Raw genomic sequence first — 19,697 nt, 5'->3', positions numbered from 1 at the left:
CGGTCAATCCAGAAACGCAACAGCCCCCCGGATCCGCCGGGGGGCTGTTTGATTTTGTGTCGGGAGTCGGCTCAGTTCACCTTGAGCTGGCTGACCATCCCGATGGAGAAGAACATCGTCTCGCCGGAGGCATCATCGACGCCGTCGTTGTCCGTCACGACAAAGCCTTCTCCCTCGGCAGTGATCGCGAGGCCTTCGACCTTGTCCAGCACGTAGCCACCGGTTGCGGTCAGATCGGGCAGCAGATCGCGGACCAGCTCCTTGCTGACAACCGGCAGATCGCCGCCCAGCGGTGCAGGCCGCATCTCAGCCAGCGGAATGCGGTAGATCTTCTTGGTGATGGCGCGGAAATCATGCTGGTTGTCGCGTTCGATCACATAGACATAATCGCCATGCGCCACGATCTCCGACAGGCCGGTCCAGCCGGTCTGCGGCTCAGCCTTGGGATAATGGACCGCCCCCCATTCCTTGGTTTCCAGATTGTAGGCCACAAGTTTGACGTGGTTCTTGGGATCGTCTTTCCACTCGCGCTGAACCGCCATCCAGAGCGTCTCGCCGATCCTGGTGATGCCTTCAAAGCCAAAGCGTTTTTCAACCGCCATCAGTTCGGCGGGCAGACCGATTTCACCCGTCTTTGCCTTTATCAGACCATCCTTGGAAACGTGATAGATCGCGTGCGGGATGACGCGATCGCTGCGGCCTTCGGAGGCCACGTAAAAGCCGCCTGCGCCGTCAAGCGTAATGCCTTCCAGATCCAGTTTCTGGGCGGGGTTGCCGTCCTGCCGATGGATGCGGATCACATCGACGATGCGGGCCGGTGTCTGGCTGGGGTCAATCTTGAAGATCGAGGGCTGGAAGCCATAGAAACTGTCGTTGACCGCGTAGATCATGCCATCGGCATCCGCGACCATGCCCGATAGCGCGCCCCAGCCGATCAGTTCATCCGCCCCGGCAGAGGTCAGATGCGGATAGACCGGCGCGCCATCCTGTAGCGCGTACATCATCACGTGGGCGCGGGGGCCCTTGTCGTCGATCAGGTCCTTTTCATTGGCGGAGACCAGCAGATTGCGCTCAGGCAGTACAGCGTAGCCTTCCGGGCCGACGCCCGAGGGCAAGAGCTGTGTCAGCACCGGGTTGGCCATATCGCTGACATCGTAGACGCCGACAACAGACGCCCGCTCAGCCCCGACAAATACATAGGGTGTGCCGTCGAACTCCGCGAAGATCACGCTTTCGGGTTCCACTCCTTTGGCGTCAGAGCGTTTGTCAGGGTAGTGGCCGATCTGCACGATTGCATGTTCGAAGGAAGTGCCACTGTCATAGACGACGGTGCCGTCCTTGTTAAAGATCGTCCAGCCGCGCGATCCGCCCTGATAGTCGCCTTCGTTTGCGGTGGCGAAATGGGCGTCATCAATCCAGGTCACCGCATCCGGTTCGCGCAGGCGACCCGTCTGGTTCTCCTCAAAAATCAGTGCACCGCGTTCGTCCGTGGCGTCGATACCCTCCAGATCGACAGCCCCTGCCGAGAAATGGTTCACGATCTCGCCGTCCCTGGAGACGATCACCAGATGATTGTTCTCCTGAAGGGTGACGACGGTTTCCCCCAGCCCATTCACAGAGACATACTCTGGTTCCGGGTCCTCGCCTGCGATGTCAGCAAGGCCTGTCAGGTTCACCATCTTCATCGACGCGCAATCAAGGCCTCCCTCGGTGGTATTCACCAGCACCAGATTGCCCGCAGGCATCTGCGGCAGCATGCCATCATTCAGATCCTCGTCCCGCTCGTTTTCGATCGCCACGGCGAGGAAGGCGCCATCCTTGGACTTGGCGAGTGAATCCGGCTGACCACCCAGGTCGCAGGATCCGGTTTCAGCGCCTGTTTCCGTGTCAAAGGATGTCAGCAGACCCGAGGGCTGCGTGTAGCTCTCAGAGGTGTTCACGCCCACATAGGCCGTGCTGCCAACAACCGCGACCGATGTCGGCTCACCCGGCAGGGCGATATTGCCCTTGGGGGACGGATTGGCCGGGTCGGTGATATCAATCAGCCCCAGCGCGCCCAGCGGGCTGTCGGTATAGGCCAGCGTCATGCCATCCGCTGTGGCGTCGATGATCTCGGGCGAGGTCTCGCGCGTCTGATCCTCACCGGCGGCCATATTCTGGACAACGGGAAAGGCGGCGACGCGGTTAAAGGATTTCTCTGCCTGGGCGACACCAGCGGTGAGGGCCAGCACAGAAGTCAGGCACATGAGACGCGGAAACATCGGCTACTCCGAAAGTTGGACAATTGACTGCCCATGCTCCTGCCCGTTCTGCCTAACGGGAATGTGACGGTTCGATGTAGTTTTGATGATGCAAGAAGGCCCCGACAGCGATCTGCCGGGGCCCTATGTCGCGGATCAGACCGACATGCAGATGTATTTCATCTCCAGATAGTCCTCAATGCCATGGTGACTGCCCTCTCGGCCCAGTCCCGATTGCTTGACGCCGCCAAACGGCGCCACCTCGGTCGAGATGATGCCGGTATTAACGCCGACAATCCCGTATTCGAGCGCTTCGGCCACCTTGTAGACCCGGCTCAGATCCTTGGCATAGAAATAGGAGGCAAGGCCAAAGATGGTATCATTGGCCATCTCGATCACGTCGTCCTCGGTCTCGAATTTGAACAGAGGTGCCATCGGGCCAAAGGTTTCGTCCTGAGAGAACACCATATCCTGTGTGGCGCCGGTGATGATCGTCGGCTCAAAGAAGGTGCCGCCCAGCTCAGAAGGATTGCCGCCCAGGATCACCTCTGCGCCTTTCTCCTTGGCATCGGCAATATGTGCCTGCACTTTTTCAACAGCTTTCTGGTTGATCAGCGGCCCGAACTGTGTGCCCTCAGTCAGGCCATCACCAACCGTCATCTTGGCCACGGCCTCCTTCAGCTTGGCAGCAAAGGCGTCATAGACACCGGCCTGCACGTAGATCCGGTTGGCACAGACACAGGTCTGGCCGTTGTTGCGGAATTTGCACATGATCGCGCCTTCGACAGCCGCGTCCAGATCGGCATCGTCAAACACGATAAATGGCGCGTTGCCGCCCAGTTCCATCGAACATTTCATGACGGTATCTGCCGCCTGCCGCATCAGGATACGACCAACCTCGGTGGAGCCGGTAAAGGTCAGCTTGCGCACGGCTTTGTTCTCGCAGAACTCCTTGCCGGTCTCAGACGCATTCGAGGAGGGGACGACATTGAACACACCAGCAGGAATGCCGGCGCGCTCCGCCAGAACCGCCAGAGCGGTCGCCGACAGCGGGGTCAGCTCGGCGGGGCGGGAGACAAAGGCGCAGCCAGCCGCCAGCGCCGGGCCCGCCTTGCGGGTGATCATCGCATTGGGAAAATTCCACGGCGTGATGGAGGCTGCAACGCCGATCGGCTGTTTCAGAACGGTGATGCGCTTGTCACGCTGGTGGCCCGGAATAGTCTCGCCATAGATGCGTTTGGCTTCCTCGGCGAAAAACTCGATGAACGATGCGCCATAGGCGATTTCGCCGCGCGATTCCGCCAGAGGCTTGCCCATCTCGGCGGTCAGGATCACCGCCAGATCCTCCTGGTTTGCCATCATCAGGTCGAACCATTTGCGCAGCCCGCCCGCGCGCTCCTTGCCGGTCCATTTGGCCCAGTCCTTCTGCGCCGCCTCTGCCTGGGCGATGGCGCCTGCCACCTGGCTGCGGCTGACATCGGCCACCTGCGCGATCACATCGCCACGGGCCGGGTTGATCACGTCAAAGGTGCCGTCGTCGCCATCAACGAACTGGCCGCCGATATAGGCCCGGCTTTCCAGCAGGCTGGGGTCTTTGAGCAGGGATTTCAGATCTGTAGTCGCGTCAAGCATGGCTTGCCTCCCGGATGTCGTTTGCTGGGAATGGAAATCAGCTGTCACTTGATATGTCCAGAAAGAGTGATGAGTCCAGAATTTGATCAAATATACCGGCGGTATGTGGCTCGCTATTGCGCCGCCGGTTGCCGTGGGCTGTTTGACATGTCCGACCCAAGGTAGTCAGGTAGGGCAAATACCAAAAAAGGGGAGGTCCGGCATGGAACTGGACGACGCATATTCCAACGGGGCCTATATTGAGAACGCTGAAAGCTATCCGCCACGCTGGGCGGCCTCGGCCGAGGATTTCCGCAACGCCATGCGGGAGCGGTCGCGTATTGACGTCTCCTATGGGGACAGCGAACGCCAGAAATATGACCTGTTCTTCCCGAAAGGAGAGAGCAGGGGTCTCCTTGTCTTTGTCCATGGCGGCTATTGGCTCGCCTTTGACAAATCCAGCTGGTCCCATCTTGCGGTCGGGGCGCTGGCCCATGGCTACGCTGTCGCCATGCCCTCTTATGACCTCTGCCCCGAGGTGCGCATTGCCGATATCACCCGCCAGATTGCGGCGGCGGTGACGGCCATTGCAGCAGAGGTGCCCGGCCCGATCTCGCTGGCCGGGCATTCGGCCGGGGGGCATCTGGTGGCGCGGATGCTGGACAGGGCGCTGCTGCCCGCCGAGGTGGGGGAGCGCATCCAGACGGTTGTGCCGATTTCGCCTCTTGCGGATCTGAGACCGCTTCTGCGGACCTCAATGAACGACAAGTTCAAGATGGAGGCAGCCAGTGCGGCGGCGGAAAGCCCGGTGGATATGCAGGACCGCTATCCGGCGGAGGTCACCGTCTGGGTTGGCGGTGAAGAACGCCCGGCGTTTCTGGATCAGGCGGTCTGGCTCACCGAAGCCTGGGACGCAGATCACGTGATCGCCTTTGGCAAGCACCATTTCAACGTGGTCGAACCGCTGGCCGATCCTGAAAGCGATCTGGTGAAGCTGCTGACCAGGTAGCCGATCCGAAAGATCGCGATAACCGGGCCGCAGAAATTTGCGGCCCTTATCTTTCCAGGGGGCGTTTCGGCAGCCCGTGTCGAGGTCGCTTTTGGGCGATAGCTGGTGATTTCGAACCAGCGCCGTGGTGGCGCTCGGCCTATCGTGGTGTCACGGGTAAGGCGATGGCGTCGCCGCATGCACAGCATATTGCCCATGATTGATCTCAAAAAACACGTCCTGAACGCCGGGACCTTTCTTGTAAGATGGAAGGGTCGACTATGACTTCACGTCCTGAAATGTATCGTTTTCACAATGGTGAAAAGGCACCGCTGCAATTTGCCGTCTCCGAATATGAGACGCGGATCGCAGGCCTGCGCAAGATCATGGCAGACACCGGTGTGTCCGCCGCGGTCTTCACCTCGATGCACAACATCTCTTATTATTCGGGCTTCACCTATTGCGCCTTTGGCCGCCCCTACGGTCTGGTGGTGACCGCAAGCGAAGCCGTGACCATCTCGGCAGGTATCGACGCGGGCCAGCCCTGGCGCCGTTCGTTCTGCGACAACATCACCTATACCGACTGGCAGCGTGACAATTTCTGGCGTGCAATCAAGTCGGTATCGGGCGAGGGCGCGGTTGTCGGCTATGAGAGCGACCACCTGACCCTGCTGCAGAAGGCCAAGCTGGAGGGCTTCCTGAAGCCGTCACAGCTGGTGGACCTTTATGAGCCGACCATGCGCCAGCGGATGGGCAAATCCGCAGCTGAACTGGAGATGATCCGGGCCGGTGCTGCGGTGGCGGACGTCGGCGGCTTTGCCATCCGCGACGCGGTCAGGGAAGGCGCGCGGGAGATTGACGTGGCGATGGCGGGCCGTGACGCGATGGAGCTGGAGATTGCCAAGCGTTTCCCGGATGCCGAATACCGCGATACCTGGGTCTGGTTCCAGTCCGGCATCAACACCGATGGCGCCCATAACCCGGTGACCGGTCGCACCCTGCAGCGCGGAGATATCCTTTCCCTGAATACTTTCCCCATGATTTCAGGATATTACACCGCGCTGGAGCGGACCATGTTTGTAAAGGAGGTGGATGCCGACTCGCTGCGCATCTGGGAGGCCAATGTGGCGGCTCATGAGCTGGGCATCTCGCTCTTGAAACCGGGGGCAAGCTGTGCGGAGATCACTCATCAGATCAATGCCTTCTTTGAGGAACAGGACCTGCTGCAATACCGCACCTTCGGCTATGGTCACTCGTTCGGCGTCCTGTCGCACTACTATGGCCGCGAGGCCGGGCTGGAGTTGCGCGAGGACATCGACACGGTGCTGGAGCCGGGCATGGTGATTTCTATGGAGCCGATGCTGACCATCGCCGACGGCCAGCCCGGCGCCGGCGGCTACCGTGAGCATGACATCCTGATCATCCACGAGGACGGCAACGAGAACATCACCAAATACCCCTACGGGCCGGAGTTCAACGTCGTCGGCTGACCCCGGCGCTGGATGGGCTGAAATATTGTCGGCAGGCGAGTGCTCCCGCCTGCTCCCCGCCTCCCGAAGGGAGGCCGTCCCAGTTGGGCGTGGCACCGTGCAAGGCACGGTGCCACATCGCACTTCCGAAGGTCTCCCCCGATCTGCGAGCGGCGGGGTGCCGCGCGTCTTCGCTGCGGGTGTCGGATGATCCTGCCGTCAGACCGGACCGGTGTGTCGCAAAGATTGCGCTGGCGTCCGGCATGAGGCATATGTGCGCTAAGGCGACATCTGATCCAGCGATCACGCCCGGTTCCCGGCTTATGCGGGGCTGCGGTGGATCCCGGTCGTGAACAAGGACATATCACAGCCATGCACCACCCCCCGGAGAAGCGAAAATCCGAATATGCGCTGATCCAGCTGTTGCCGAACATGATGACCATCGCGGCCATCTGTGCGGGGCTGTCTGCGATCCGCTTTGGGGTGCAGGGCAATTACACGCTGGCGGTTCAGCTGATCCTGGCGGCTGCGATCCTTGACGGGTTTGACGGGCGTCTGGCGCGTATCCTGCGCAGCGACAGCAAGATGGGCGCTGAGCTCGATTCGCTGGCGGATTTCCTCAACTTCGGCGTCGCCTCACCGCTGGTGATCTACTATTGGGCATTGCAGGATATGCGCGGCCTCGGCTGGCTCGCGGTGCTGGTGTTCTCGGTCTGCTGCGTGGTGCGTCTGGCGCGCTTTAATGTCTCCACCAAGTCCGAGCAGAAAGTCACCGCAAAAAGCGTCTATTTCGAAGGCGTCCCATCTCCGGCGGGGGCGCTCCTGGCCATGCTGCCGATGTTCATCTCATTTGCCTTCGCCGACGCGCCGGTGGTCCCGGACATTCTGATTTGCCTTCACATGGTTGTCATTGGATTGCTTATGATCAGCCATGTGCCAACCTGGTCGCTGAAGGCTGTCAAAATTTCGCGCGAAAACGTGAAGTACTTCTTGGTCGGTTTTGCCTTTGCGGGGGCAGCCGTCCTGATTTACGCATGGATTACGTTGGTGATCCTGTGCCTTGGGTATGCCGCGATGGTGGCCTGGGGATTGGTTAAGAGGAAAACGCCGGAGACCGGCGCATAAAAGAGTAAGGGTGGAGAATTGGATATAAAGGCTGTTGAAACGTCGTATGCCCGTTGGGCGCCCGTTTATGACAAGACCTTCGGGGCGATCACCAATGTCGGCCGCCGCCGCGCTGTTGGGTACGTCAATGAACATCGCAGCGGTCGGGTTCTGGAGGTGGGCGTTGGCACCGGCCTCTCTCTGCCGCTCTACAAATCCCACCTGAAAGTCACCGGTATCGACTTCAGCGAAGACATGCTGCGCAAGGCGAAAAAACGTGTCGCCGAAAACAAGCTGCATCATGTCGAGGCACTGCGCCAGATGGATGCGCGCGCGCTCGATTTCCCCGATGCCACCTTCGACACCGTTTCTGCCATGCATGTCCTGTCGGTTGTGCCCGATCCAGAGAAGGTGATGGGCGAGATTGCCCGTGTCCTCAAGCCCGGGGGCAAGGTTGTCATCACCAATCATTTTCTGCGCGAACAGGGGGTGCTGGCCTTCATTGAACGGGTTTCGGCGCCCTTTGCCAATGTGCTGGGCTGGCATTCGGATTTTGAACTCGACACGATCCTCGGTGAAGATCATCTGTCCGTGGAGCATCATCAGCCCTTGCCGCCCTTTGGCCTGATGACGTTTCTGGTGCTGTCCAAAATTCAGTCCGTCTGAGCCGCCATGCCGCACGGTAGGGGCGTCATCTGACGTCAAAGACCGATCGGGGAGCCGGTCGGTCTTTTCATTGCGGGGTGGCTCTGCAAAACTATCGCCAACCGGCCTGATGTCTGGTGCCTGATGACGGCACGGCAGTCGGGTTTTCTTTATCCGGGGGATGTAAATTATGTTCACATTCCCCATATGACACATAAGACATTGCAGAAAGGGCACTTTATGAGCCAATCACAATTTGACGAGATGGTACGCGCCTCCCAGGACAAGGTGCGTGAGTCGCAATCCAAGATCGAGGCGCTGACCTCGCGCATCGAGGTGGCGCGTAGCAAGATCGAGGCGGGCGAGGATGGCAGCATCGACATCGAAAACGCGACGCTGGAGGATGTTCACGCCCACACCGAGGTGATGAACGCCAATATCGCCGAGCTGATCATGGGCCTCGACGATGTGACAACAGCCTTCTCCAGAGATTTCGACGAGATGCGCTCGAAAACCGGCTGGGAGAGCTTTGTCGGCTTCTTCTCCAAGGGCAAATCGGACTCGATGCGCCAGGAGCGGATGCGCACCGCCAGTATCGACGACAAGCTTCAGGATCTGATCGCCAAATCCGACGTCATCGTGAAACTCTTGGAGGGCCAGCTGGCCACTCTGGAAGAGCAGCGCGAGAAGGTACAGGTGAACCTCTCGGCCACTCTGGACGACCGCGAGTTGACGGTGCAGGAGCTGGAAGGCGTGCGTGCAGAGATTGTGGCGCTGGACCCGCAGATCATCGAGCTCGAGAACAAAATCTCTGTCGAGCAGGACGCGGCGGCACGCACCAAGCTGGAGACAGAGCTGGCGGAGATCAACGCAAAATACAACGCGATGGTGCAGGACGAGCAGGTAAAACTGGCGAAATCCCAGACGCTGGAGCGCTATATCGAGAAGGGCAAGACCTGGGTCGACTCCCTGCAAAACCAGGCGGCGACGCAGATGGTGCTGATCAACAAGCTGCAGACGGACACCCAGCAGCGGGTGGTGCTGTATGACGCGCTGACCAAATCGCTGAAGACCGCACAGCAGCAGGATGTGGCGCACCGGATCAACGAGATCGGCGTGCAGACCGACAAGGAAGCCCAGACCGCAATGGCCGCAATCGGTACTGCGACCAACCAGAAGATGGCCGACATGCTGGAAAGCCACGAGGACAACATGGTGTTCGCCCGCGACGTGCTGGAGAAGAAGGCCAAGGCCGATGAACGCTTTGCCCGCCGGTTCGCGGCGATTGTCGAGAAGCACGATAAGAACCTGTATGGGGGGTGAGCTTGGACTGGCTGGAGTTCCTGAATGTCCCGTGGCCGCCGAATTGGTTCTGGTGGAGCGTGCTGGCGGTCATTTTTGGGACTTTGGCTGTTCTCTACTTCGCTGTTGGCGGCCCTTATGCGGGCTGGGTTTTAGTTGCAGTGGCTGGGATGTTTGCGGCATTTGCCTGGGATCTGCGTAAGGAGCGGGATGGCTAGGCACTTGGTGTCACTCAGTATTGGAATTGAGATGTTCAGAAAATTCAACAGAGGGTCACGCCCGGCCCGAGGGTGGGCGTACTCCGCGCCCGCTCTGGGGGGCGGGTCGGGCGCAATCTGGGCTGCTGTGCATCCCGGAGGGTTGTCATGACCGATCCCTCGCATGATCACGCCGGCCTCAGCGATACCTTCGCCTCACGCCGGTATTTCAAGAAGTTCGAGACCATCATCCGGCACCTAACCCGGGTGGCGGCGGCGATGCCGGCGGAGGGGCGGCTGTCGAAATCCGATGTGAAGGTGCTGACTGCTTACCTGATGCGGCTGAACTTCACCTTCCGCGCGCTGTCGATGAAATACCTGATGGCGGGGCGCGACACGGGCCGCTTCTTTGGTAGCCTGGCGATGGACAAGCGCGACAGCGGCTTTCCGGTCGCCGCCGAGCTGATGACCATGGCCAATGACGCCCAGCAGGCGGAGCGGCATCTGGCCAATATGGCCAGCGAGGCGCAGCTGAAGGACGATATGGTGCGCACCATCATTTCGGACCGCACGGTGCCTGCGAAACTGCAATTCGCGCTGTCGCAGCGGCTTTACTATCAGGAGCTGCTGAAGGGGCAGCTGTTCTGGGTCCAGAATGATCCGGTCTGCGAATGGCTTGAAAACATCGGCGAGCGGCGGCGGCGCTTCCTGCTGCACTGGGCGGCCTATGACAGCCAGGTGAACCTGCCGGTGATCTACCTGTTGGAGCTGGAGGACAGCGGCAAGGTGGCCCTGCCGAAGGACGAACGGCGCTGGCCCGAGGTGCAGGCGCATCTGATGGCGCAGGCCTTGGCGGGGCTGAAGCTGGTGACCATTGCCAAGGGGTTTGATGAGGATTTCGACGACCTCCACCCCAAGCATCTGCGCCGCTACCACGTCGGGCCGATGTATTCCTCTGCCTATACCGAGCAGTCAGGCCCGCTGCACCGGGTGCTGGAGGAGGCGGAGGCGCCTGCGGGCCAGGACTGGGCGCTGGCCTGGACACTGGAGGAGCTGGAAAGCGAAGAGGTGCGCGAGGAGCGCGCGGGCTGGTTCGGCACCGTGGAGCGGGAAATCTTTGCGCTCGACCCCTTTGGCGGCCGTGGCGCCGATACCGGCGCGACCCGCACCCAGCGGGCCATCATCCTGCCGCAGCGCCCGTTCCAGGTGCTGGCAGAGCTGGACCCGCCGGGGTTCGGCGATGTGCAGAAGTTTGTGGTGAGCGATGCCGGGCAGGTGCTGAGGTATTGAGCGGCTGCGCGAGCCGTGAGTGCGGGAGCCTCCGGCGGGGATATTTTAAGCCAGAAGAAGTTTGGTCGGGATGGAGGGGTAATGCGCATTGAGAGAATGCTTTTGCTGCTGGCTTTGACAGCGGGTTGCAGCGGGTACTTGGCTCAGGACCTGGATGAGTTCAAATCGGAGACTTTGAGCCGTTATCCCGTCGGCAGCAATGTTGAGGACCTGCTACGCGGACTTAAGGGGCGCGGTTTCAAAGAAAGTGGCTCTGCTTTCAAACCAGCGCCGCACCGGCCCAAGCCCTTGCCGCATTGTATGCGAAAGGGGCTGACCTATGGATTCTGGGCGGGAGGAAGCCGTTTGGTGTGCTACCGTGCCGATGCGGGGATAATTGAAGAAATTGAAATTTATCAGCTGGTCGCGGGCCTCTGAAGGAGAAAAAATGAGCATTTCAGGCAACCAGATGGAGCTGCGGGAAGAGGATATCCGCAAGCATTACGCGGCTGCGGCGGCGCTGCTGGAGGGGTTTGACCACACCCCGCGCATTGCCAAGCCGCAGGCGGAAGGCAAGGCGCCGGAGCGGTCCTCTGGCATTGGCACGCGGCGGCGGTTCCGCTCGACGACACCGGGGCTTGTCACACGCTCCACCGCGCGGCCCGAGGGCGTGCATCTGATTGCCCGCATCGAGGCGGCGGATGAAGATGATCCGCTGACTTCACCCTTGCAGGCGACCTTGCAGCATTGCCTGCGCCGGGCCTTGGCGGTCTCCCTGGCGATGGGGGAGGCTTTTGCAGAGGCTTCCGGCCTGGCGGATCTGAAACGGGCCAATCTGGCGGGGTCCTTGGACGCGGCGCGCAAGGGGGAGTTCACCGAACTGCTGGCCGCCGAGGCGCTGATTGCGGCGCATGTCTTTGCCAATGCCGCGGCCTATCTGCTGGCACCGCACGGGTCCGAGGCACAGGCCGAGGTGGGCGAGGCGGAGGAGCTGTTGACGGACAACGCGCCGCTGGCCCTGCACGGGGCGCTGTGGGAGCTGGACCAGAAACTGGCGCTGCATGCCCCCGATGATGCGCATCTGATCGCGGCCACGGCCGCCTATGCCGAGCAGCTGATGGAAAAGGCGGCCTTGCGCGCCCAGAACGCGCCGCGGCTGGAAGCGTTCACCGCTGCGGACTGGCGGGTGGAGGCAGATGATCTGACCATCAGCGGTTTTGAACCGGCGGCGAAGGCAAAGTCCACCACGCTCACCATGGCGTTCAAGAAACCGCATGAGGTGGTCGGCAACCATATCGCCAAATACCAGGCACTGCGGCTTTCCAAGATGCTGATGGCCTATGATTTCGACCGCCGTTTGAACCCCTTTGCCGAGATGGGCGGCTTCATCTTCACCTTCATGGGGGATGGCAAGCCCGGGACGGGTAAGACGACGCTCATTCAGATGATGGCCGGCCTCATCCATGATTATTGCCAGAACGCAGGCTATGCCTTCCGCTACCAGAATTTCGGCATCGACAATATCGACAGCTATCAGGGCAAGTCGGGGCAGAACGCTAAGTCCTTCATCCAGAATGTGATTGACCCGCATGTCATCGGCTTTGGCACCATCGACGACATCGACCAGATCGCAGGGAAACGCGGCGACCGACAGTCCAGCGCGGGCCAGCAGGAGGTGACGGCGGTGTTCATGGAGGCCTTTGCCGGCGCCAACACCGTGGTACGCGGCAACTGCACCTTTGGCATGTTCTCCAACTACCCGGAAAATGTGGACGACGCCCTGCGGCAGCGGGCCGGCGCGCGGTTCCTGGTGGACGGGCCGCAGACGCGGGAGGATTACATCGACATCCTGACGCTCCTGATGGGCAAGAACCACAGCATTCCGCTGGGCGACCATGACCTTTACGGCGCGCAGGAGATCAAACAGGCCGTTGCACGGTCGTTCGAGGCGCACAACCGCCCGCAGGAGCCGGGGCTGATGGAGGTCTTTGGCCGGGTGCATGACCAGATCGGCGAATTGGACAGCCTTGCCAAGCTGGGCACCTATCTGAAGGCCATTCAGCAGGCGGATGAGCGGTTCACCGGCCGTGCCATCAAGAACATCACCGATGCGGTCAAGGTGCGGGCGATGGATTTCGAGCTGCCGGATGACTGGATGGAGAACCCGGAGCTGTTCCTGTTCAAGGATTACGAGACCAAATCCGCGATGATTGGTGAACTGCGGGTGCCGATCACAGTCGACATGGTGGTGCAGGAGATCAACCGCTACGCCGACAGCGAGTTCCGCTATGCTGACAAGTCGGATGAGGTGGCGATTGAGAACATGGTGCGTGACTTTGGGCGGCAGGAAGAGGCCAAGCGGCGGTATCTGGAGGGGCAGGGGTGAATAGTAGGCGTTTCATTATTGAGGCTGAGGGCTTTCCTGATCTCCCGGGGATGATGCTTGCGACTGTAGACGCTTTGAAATCAATGGGCGGTTCTGCCTCAATTCACGAGTTGGACGAAAAAGTCGCTGAACTTGAGGGCGTGTCAGAGGCAGAGCAGTCATTCATGATGACCGGCTCCAATAGTAGTCAGCCGCGATTGAACTATTACCTAGCGTGGTCTCGCACGTTTCTAAAACGTGGAGGTGCCCTTGAAAATTCAGCGCGAGGTGTCTGGGCGTTGACCGAGGCGGGTTACGACATTCATAGTTATGACGAGACCAAGAAGATTGTAGACCTCGTAAATGAAGAGGAGAAAGCGCGTGCTCGCGAACGGCGCCGTCAGTCGAAACCTGCTGCAACTTCAGGAGAAAATCTGGAGCGTTTAAGCTCAGAAAATGATGGAGAGGCTACAGATCCTAGTACCGAAAGCTGGAGAGAAACACTTCTCGAAGTGCTAAAGGCGATGGATCCCGCGGCGTTCGAGCGCCTCGCTCAGCGCCTTTTGCGCGAGGCTGGGTTCACCAAAGTTGAGGTTCGCGGTAAATCGGGCGACGGCGGGATAGATGGCGTCGGCGTCCTACGGGTAAATCTTGTGTCTTTTCAAGTGTTTTTCCAATGCAAGCGTTGGAAAGGAAGTGTGGGGTCCTCAGAAATTCGGGATTTTCGAGGTGCGATGATGGGAAGGGCGGACAAGGGCCTATTTATCACGACAGGTAATTTTACCGCGCAGGCATCGGATGAGGCGACGAGAGATGGCGCAACCGCCATCGATTTGATTGATGGCTCGAGACTGTGCGAGCTCTTGAAAGACAACAAGTTGGGTGTCGCGACTGAGATGATCGAAAGTGTGAAGATTGATCCCAACTGGTTCGGGACAATTTAGTAATGAAACGCCTCATCCAGCATGGCCTGATGTTCGGCAATCTCTTCCAAGTGGCCTCGCCCGCGCTGGTGGAGCGCTATAACCGCGCGCTGAAGCATCTGACCGGCAAGACAACGGCTTTGACGGATTTCCACGTCGATATCTCTGGCTACTCGCCGGAGGTGGGCGATGAGCTGGGGGATGATCACTATCTGAACCATGCGGGCGTGAACCGGCAGTTCATCCTGCTCAGCACTGAACAGAAACGCTGCCCGCTCCTGAATGTGAAATTCTCCACCAGCCGGGACATTCTGCGCCGGTTCATTGCCGACAATGAAAGCCAGCTTTTTGCGCTGACGGCCACGGATGCGGTGGCGGGCGAGCTGGTGAATTCGGTCTTCGAGGTCACGACCCCGGCCAAATTGTTCGATATCCGTCAGGTGCGGATCGAGGCCGACACCACGCGGGCCACGCTGCGGCAGGCGGATCGGCTGGCGGAGCTGGTGGAGCGGTTCAAGAGTGAGGAAGACGGCTGGTTCGATGACGCGCTGATCGCCGAGATGATCGAGACGGCGGAAAAAACCGGCGATGTCACCCGCAACCCGGTGCGGCTGAAGCATGAGGTGTTTGAGCAGCAGAATTTCTGGACCGCGCATTTCGGCGGGCTTTACGTGTTTCAGAAGGTGGAGCGCCCGGCGGTGATCGCCAGCGGCGCCAAGCCCGAGGGCGTGCCGCTGGACCATGTGTTCGACCTTGGCCAGAAGAACGCCATTGCCAAGTTTCTGGAGCTGAACGGGCTGGTGGAGCCGATCATCCGTGCACGCGGTGTCGATGGCGCGGCCATCCTGCGCCAGAAGATGGGATTTCTGGCGATCAGTGTTCTGGCGGATAAGGGCATGGACCTCTCCGGCCTGTCGCGCAGCGATCTGCGGCGGCTGGCAGCGCGTCACGCCAGTGATCTGCCGGCGGAGTTCGAGGGTATGGCGGCCATGGTCCGCTGGGCAGATAGCGGCGGCGCATGGCCCCAGATCAAATCGGACCATCCCGCCTATTTCTATTGCCTGCGGGCAACCAATACGCCGGATCGCGATCTGGTCAACATGCTGCTGGCAGAGCTGACCCCGCTGGATTTCCGCCAGCTGTTCATCTGCCACAAGGAGGCGTTCTATCAGCAGTATCGCGGCTGGCCAGAGAACAAGAAGGATCACGTCGTGACCTTCCTTGCGCGGGAATATGCCGTGGACAAGGCCGGCGCGCGGGCTGCTCTCTTTGGCCATGAGCCGGATATGAGCGGTCGCAGCCCTGCGGTCGAGGCCCGCCGTCGGGGGGCCGAGCAGGCGCATTCCCCGGATCGTCTGGTCGAGCGGGTCGGCCCCTGGGGGGTGGTAGGTCGCCGGGGCAATACGCGGGGGCGGCGCTGATGTTTGCCTTCATTCGCCTGATGGCGATCCTTCTTGTGGTGCTGACGGTGATCTATGCCCTGGTGTCGCTCTACTCGCGCGAGGTACGCCGGGCCAAGCTGAAACGCCGCTGGACCGAGAAGGGGTTGACCGGAGACCGTTCCGCCTTCATCCAGCGCGGGCTGCACCAATATGACCGCTCGCTGCGGCGCAGGCTGATCCTGCTGGTCTATATCGTGCCGCTGGGGGCCATTGCGCTTCTGGTTTATGTCATGAATTTCATGTGAGGTCGCTGATGCGTTACGTAAAATGGGTGTTCATTCTCACCTTCTGGCTGCTGGCGGGGGCCTTTCTGCATTACACGCTGCCGCAGAACGACGTGGTGCGCGTGGTCAAGACCGAGGTCCGCCGGGTCGATTTTGGTGAAAACTCGATCTTCTGGGCACAGCAGGATACCGCGCAGGAAAGCGCGACCAGCGTCAACCGCGACGTGCGTTTTGTCGAGGCTTTCTTTCCCAATGGTCGCCCCATCGTCTATCGCAACGAGGACACCGGCTGGGGCTGGCCGCCGTATTTCAAGCTGGATAGCTCCAATCTTCAGGCCGAGCTGACCGATCTCGCGTCCACCAAATCAGACCCGCAGTGGGTGCTGGTCCGCCACTATGGCTGGCGCAATGAATTCCTGTCGATCTTTCCCAACGCGGTTGCGGTCAAACCGGTTGACGGCCCGGATCATACCCAGGTGAACTGGTTCAACATCATCTTCCTCACGCTGCTGGCAGCGGTGGTCTGGGCGATATATGTGCGCTGGCGCCGTTTCCGCCGGGCGCGCATCGACCCGATGGTCGAGAATGTCGAAGACAGCCTTTATGCTGCCGGCGATGCGCTGTCGGAACGCCGTGGCCGGTTGCGCCGCTGGCTGGACAGCTGGAAGCAGAAATAGCGCAGGACAAGCGGGGCTGCCGACTGCGCAGCCCCAGATGGCCCCCTAGTCAGAGAACAGATGCTCGGTCCGGGCAAGGCTCAATGCGGCGTCATGGTCCAGCGCCAGAAACGGCATCAGCTGTTCGGCGATCTGCTCGTCACTGTCGCTTTCGCGGATCAGGCTGAGGTGATCAAATCCCACATCGCGGATGCGGTCGGATTCATGCTGGATATCGTTGCGGATCGTCGGCAGCAGCCGCTCCAGTGCGGCGGCTGAGGTTTGTTGACCGGCCAGACCAATGCGTTCGGCATGACCGGTGAGATAATCGTCGCTCAGGTTGCATTCGATCTGTAGCAGACGTGTCACGGCCCGGTCCGCGCAGAAATCCTGCATCAGCTCCAATGCCGAAGGGTCAAGGCAGATCACCAGCCGGTCGGTCTCATAATAGTCAAACAGCATCCGAACCAGCGCGCGGCGGTGGCGGGTGCGTTTCCATAACGTCGCCTCGATACCGCCGAGGTCGGGCATCTCGGTGCCTTCTTCGTCAAACAGATAGGCGAGCGCCGGGATGTTGCTCACCTCACGCAGCCGCTCGATCAGACGTTTGGCCACATGCCATTTCTTGCAGGTGATGATCAGCAATTCGCGGTTGCGCCCGAGCGTGCTTTCGGTTTCCCAGAAACGGGGGGCAAAGCGCAGCCCGTTGCGTCCGCGTTTGGTCAGAAACTCATAGAGGTTACGACCCTCGTTGGAGATCTGAAACTCAACCCCCTGTGCTGCATAAAGCGCGCCGAGCCGGGATTTCAGCTCCTGTGCCTCGGGGCTGATCTTGCGGGCAAAGAGAAAATCCTGCCCCATCAGCATGTCGTAATGGTCGTTGTAGAACTGGACCGGCATTCCGTAGTCAGAGAACATCAGCAATGTCAGCGTGCGGCTCTCGATCTCCCTGGCGGGAACCAGATGGCGCACCAGGGTCTGAAAGAAGGTCTCATCCGGGATCCAGGTGGTGCGAAAGAACCGCAGCACATCGCGGCGGTCCTTCAGGAACGCCAGGATCCATTCCACGGTGCGGCGGCGCAGGCACCACCACTGGCTGCCGATCTGGATCTGCATATCCTCGGGCAGGACGCGCGTCAGGCCCAGCCGTTTCTGCACCATGTGGGTCAGATCAAAGAGGCGTTTGTTCCTGCGTTCGTTGAAGATATGGCGATAGATCAGCCGGTCTTCCTTCATGCCGGTCTTGATCCAGTCGCTTTCAAAAAAATCGAAGCTCTCGATGTAATCGCAATCCTGCGCGTCCAGCAGCTGGCGCGCGTATTCGGCCGTCTTGATCGCCATGCAGTCGCCGGACACCATGTAGAAATGCGTCGCCCGAGGGAAGGTGGCGACGGCGCTTTCCAGCGCGTGGAGCGTCGCCTGAACCAGAGACCATTCGCCCCAGCCGCATTTGACCCGCTTGCGGGCAAAGCAGACATTCGGGTTGTCCTTCAGCGCGGCTCGGATTTGCTGGAAATCACGCGCAGGAGACCGGCCATCGAAGTGGATCGCCATGTAATCCCCGGCGGCAGTCAGTTGCTCTGCCTGCTGGATAATCGCCTCTGGGTCCTTATGGCACAGCAGAACATATGCGATTTTTGCCATGGCGACGCCCCGGGGTCTTATTTTGATTGATTGTTTCCTTGATACTGACGAATTCTCACTGAATAAACCGCATTATTTAGCTTTTAACGACTAGGCTGGCAGATGGCGCCTATTGCAGCGCATCGGACTGGGAGAGCAAGAATGGGATTTCCGGGCACTTGGATGACAGAGAGCGAAAGCGTGGTCTACCGCGTGGTGCCCAAATGTGCCTGCTCGACCATTGGTCAGATCATGTATTACTCAGATCATGGCCGGTTCTTCGATGGCGATATCCATGATGCCACCAGCGGGCTGCATAAATGGGCTCTGCCGGACAGCCAGCCGCTGATTACCGGCAATGTGCAGTCGCAGAAATCCTATGCGTTCACCTGCGTGCGCAACCCTTACACGCGCGTGCTGAGTTCCTTCTTCGACAAGATTTGCGGCATCCAGCGCAATGGCAAACGCTACCGGGGCAATCTGGTGCCGCGGCTCACCTATGACTACGGGATCGAAGTGGGCGGTGACGATGGCAAGCAGCCCTTTGACCAGATCAAGAGCTTTCGCCGTTTCCTGCTGTTTGTCCGCGACACGGTGAAGTTTCGCCGCCCGATGGATCCCGATATCCACTGGTCCGCAACCTCGGGCCATGTTTCCACCTTCATCTGCAACGGCGGGCGCTACGACAAGGTGATCTGGACCGAAGCCTTCAATGAGGGCATGCAGGATGTACTGGACGCCATCGAGACGCCGCATCGGGTCGATCTGGCGCAGATCCCGCGCTTCAACGAAAGCGAAGGTCACGGTCCCAAGCGGGCGCATCCGGTCGAGGAGTACTTTGACGATCTGTCGATGCATCTGGTCTATGAGATCTACAAGCGCGATTTCGAGGTGTTCAAATACGATTTTGAAAACCCCGCCAACAAGATGCCCATCGGCGAGATCGACCTCGATGAGGTGCATGCCAAACTGGGCGAGTAGGTCACACCCGACCATCAGCTCCCGCCCGGGCTGCAATCATTGACATGATCTTGTCCCGGTTGGGCGTGGCGCCGCTGGCGCGGCGCGCCTCCGGCGGGAGTATTTCGGGAAAGGTGAGGGGTTTTGTGCCTTATGCGCGGGTCGGGGACCCCAGATCTTGCAGCTGGGCTTGCAATCCGGTTGGAAACAACTCAATCCCGCCAGTCTCCAGCGCATCGGGATGCACCCATCTGGCAATAGATTTCAGGCCGTTGTCTTCGTAGAACTCAATCGTATCGCCTGCCAGATGCCGGGTCTCTGGCCAGGTGATCTGCGCGGCGAAGATGATTTCATGGCCGGTCTGGCCTTCGTGCCGATAGATGTTTTCCAGCACCACCGGCGCGCCGATGATGGTGATTTCCACAGCGAGCTCCTCCTGAAACTCCCGTCGCAGCGCCTGTTGCCAGGTTTCACCAAATTCAACGGTGCCACCCAAGGGGCGGACGCCTTTGGTCCGGCCGCTGTCATCGGGCACCTCCGCCGCGAGGAAACGGCCATCGCGCCAGGGCAGACCAATGGTTTTCACGCGAATGGACTGGGCCGGGCGCCAAATGGTCATGTCGGATCTCCTGCGGTGCCGCGGTGGGTCGAGTAGGGCTGGATCTCTATGAAAGAAAAA

General features: G+C 60.0%; 18 protein-coding genes. 14 read left to right on the top strand and 4 right to left on the bottom strand.

Going from position 1 to position 19,697, the window contains the following annotated elements; genetic code table 11:
* Positions 1–71: 71 nt before the first annotated feature.
* Positions 72–2,261 carry an esterase-like activity of phytase family protein gene (locus tag VWZ85_RS09275; protein WP_416587990.1) on the bottom strand — a complete coding sequence of 730 codons (2,190 nt, stop codon included), beginning with the start codon at positions 2,259–2,261 and terminating at the stop codon, positions 72–74.
* A 135-nt stretch (positions 2,262–2,396) separates the two neighbouring features.
* Positions 2,397–3,872, bottom strand: a complete 1,476-nt coding sequence (locus VWZ85_RS09270) for an NAD-dependent succinate-semialdehyde dehydrogenase (protein ID WP_416587988.1) — start codon at positions 3,870–3,872, stop codon at positions 2,397–2,399.
* A 202-nt stretch (positions 3,873–4,074) separates the two neighbouring features.
* On the opposite strand from VWZ85_RS09270, the gene VWZ85_RS09265 reads away from it, so the two are divergent.
* From VWZ85_RS09265 to VWZ85_RS09205, 13 genes are all read left to right on the top strand, one after another.
* Entirely contained in the window at positions 4,075–4,860 is a 786-nt protein-coding gene (locus VWZ85_RS09265) for an alpha/beta hydrolase (RefSeq protein ID WP_416541181.1), read from the top strand.
* 260 nt (positions 4,861–5,120) lie between these two features.
* Positions 5,121–6,329, top strand: coding sequence for an aminopeptidase P family protein (locus tag VWZ85_RS09260; RefSeq protein ID WP_416541182.1), 1,209 nt, complete (start codon positions 5,121–5,123; stop codon positions 6,327–6,329).
* Positions 6,330–6,680: 351 nt separating this feature from the next.
* The gene (locus VWZ85_RS09255; RefSeq protein WP_260079953.1) at positions 6,681–7,433 is read left to right on the top strand and encodes a CDP-alcohol phosphatidyltransferase family protein; all 753 of its coding nucleotides are present in this window, start codon (positions 6,681–6,683) and stop codon (positions 7,431–7,433) included.
* Positions 7,434–7,451: 18 nt separating this feature from the next.
* The gene (locus tag VWZ85_RS09250) at positions 7,452–8,078 is read left to right on the top strand and encodes a class I SAM-dependent methyltransferase (RefSeq protein ID WP_340546762.1); all 627 of its coding nucleotides are present in this window, start codon (positions 7,452–7,454) and stop codon (positions 8,076–8,078) included.
* Positions 8,079–8,297: 219 nt separating this feature from the next.
* Positions 8,298–9,380 carry a hypothetical protein gene (locus VWZ85_RS09245; protein WP_416587986.1) on the top strand — a complete coding sequence of 361 codons (1,083 nt, stop codon included), beginning with the start codon at positions 8,298–8,300 and terminating at the stop codon, positions 9,378–9,380.
* Positions 9,381–9,382: 2 nt separating this feature from the next.
* A complete protein-coding gene (locus VWZ85_RS09240) occupies positions 9,383–9,577 on the top strand; it encodes a hypothetical protein (RefSeq protein WP_416545240.1) in 195 nt (64 codons plus the stop codon).
* A 147-nt stretch (positions 9,578–9,724) separates the two neighbouring features.
* The gene (locus VWZ85_RS09235) at positions 9,725–10,846 is read left to right on the top strand and encodes a hypothetical protein (protein WP_416587983.1); all 1,122 of its coding nucleotides are present in this window, start codon (positions 9,725–9,727) and stop codon (positions 10,844–10,846) included.
* 81 nt (positions 10,847–10,927) lie between these two features.
* The gene (locus VWZ85_RS09230) at positions 10,928–11,263 is read left to right on the top strand and encodes a hypothetical protein (RefSeq protein WP_416587980.1); all 336 of its coding nucleotides are present in this window, start codon (positions 10,928–10,930) and stop codon (positions 11,261–11,263) included.
* Positions 11,264–11,273: 10 nt separating this feature from the next.
* Positions 11,274–13,211: an ATP-binding protein gene (locus tag VWZ85_RS09225; RefSeq protein WP_416587977.1), complete on the top strand. Its 1,938-nt coding sequence runs from the start codon at positions 11,274–11,276 to the stop codon at positions 13,209–13,211.
* Positions 13,208–14,134 carry a restriction endonuclease gene (locus tag VWZ85_RS09220; RefSeq protein WP_217621346.1) on the top strand — a complete coding sequence of 309 codons (927 nt, stop codon included), beginning with the start codon at positions 13,208–13,210 and terminating at the stop codon, positions 14,132–14,134. Before VWZ85_RS09225 ends, VWZ85_RS09220 begins: the two co-directional genes overlap by 4 nt.
* Before the next feature lie 2 nt (positions 14,135–14,136).
* Positions 14,137–15,534 carry a DUF6638 family protein gene (locus VWZ85_RS09215; protein WP_416587974.1) on the top strand — a complete coding sequence of 466 codons (1,398 nt, stop codon included), beginning with the start codon at positions 14,137–14,139 and terminating at the stop codon, positions 15,532–15,534.
* Positions 15,534–15,800 carry a hypothetical protein gene (locus tag VWZ85_RS09210; protein ID WP_416535291.1) on the top strand — a complete coding sequence of 89 codons (267 nt, stop codon included), beginning with the start codon at positions 15,534–15,536 and terminating at the stop codon, positions 15,798–15,800. Before VWZ85_RS09215 ends, VWZ85_RS09210 begins: the two co-directional genes overlap by 1 nt.
* An 8-nt stretch (positions 15,801–15,808) precedes the next feature.
* A complete protein-coding gene (locus VWZ85_RS09205) occupies positions 15,809–16,456 on the top strand; it encodes a DUF1523 family protein (RefSeq protein ID WP_340546769.1) in 648 nt (215 codons plus the stop codon).
* 45 nt (positions 16,457–16,501) lie between these two features.
* Here VWZ85_RS09205 and VWZ85_RS09200 read toward each other — a convergent pair whose 3' ends face one another.
* Positions 16,502–18,079, bottom strand: coding sequence for a DUF5928 domain-containing protein (locus VWZ85_RS09200; RefSeq protein ID WP_416587973.1), 1,578 nt, complete (start codon positions 18,077–18,079; stop codon positions 16,502–16,504).
* Positions 18,080–18,220: 141 nt separating this feature from the next.
* On the opposite strand from VWZ85_RS09200, the gene VWZ85_RS09195 reads away from it, so the two are divergent.
* Complete coding sequence (locus tag VWZ85_RS09195; protein WP_416545252.1) at positions 18,221–19,039, top strand: sulfotransferase family protein; 819 nt, start codon at positions 18,221–18,223, stop codon at positions 19,037–19,039.
* A 130-nt stretch (positions 19,040–19,169) separates the two neighbouring features.
* On the opposite strand, the gene VWZ85_RS09190 is transcribed toward VWZ85_RS09195, so the two are convergent.
* Positions 19,170–19,637: an NUDIX hydrolase gene (locus VWZ85_RS09190; protein WP_416554719.1), complete on the bottom strand. Its 468-nt coding sequence runs from the start codon at positions 19,635–19,637 to the stop codon at positions 19,170–19,172.
* Positions 19,638–19,697: the final 60 nt, after the last annotated feature.

The sequence above is a fragment of the Phaeobacter sp. JH20_29 genome (genome assembly GCF_048056175.1).
GTDB classification, from domain to species: Bacteria; Pseudomonadota; Alphaproteobacteria; order Rhodobacterales; family Rhodobacteraceae; genus Phaeobacter; species Phaeobacter bryozoorum.
Note: the sequence above shows the minus strand (reverse complement) of the source record. Positions and strands in the feature narration are given on the sequence as shown.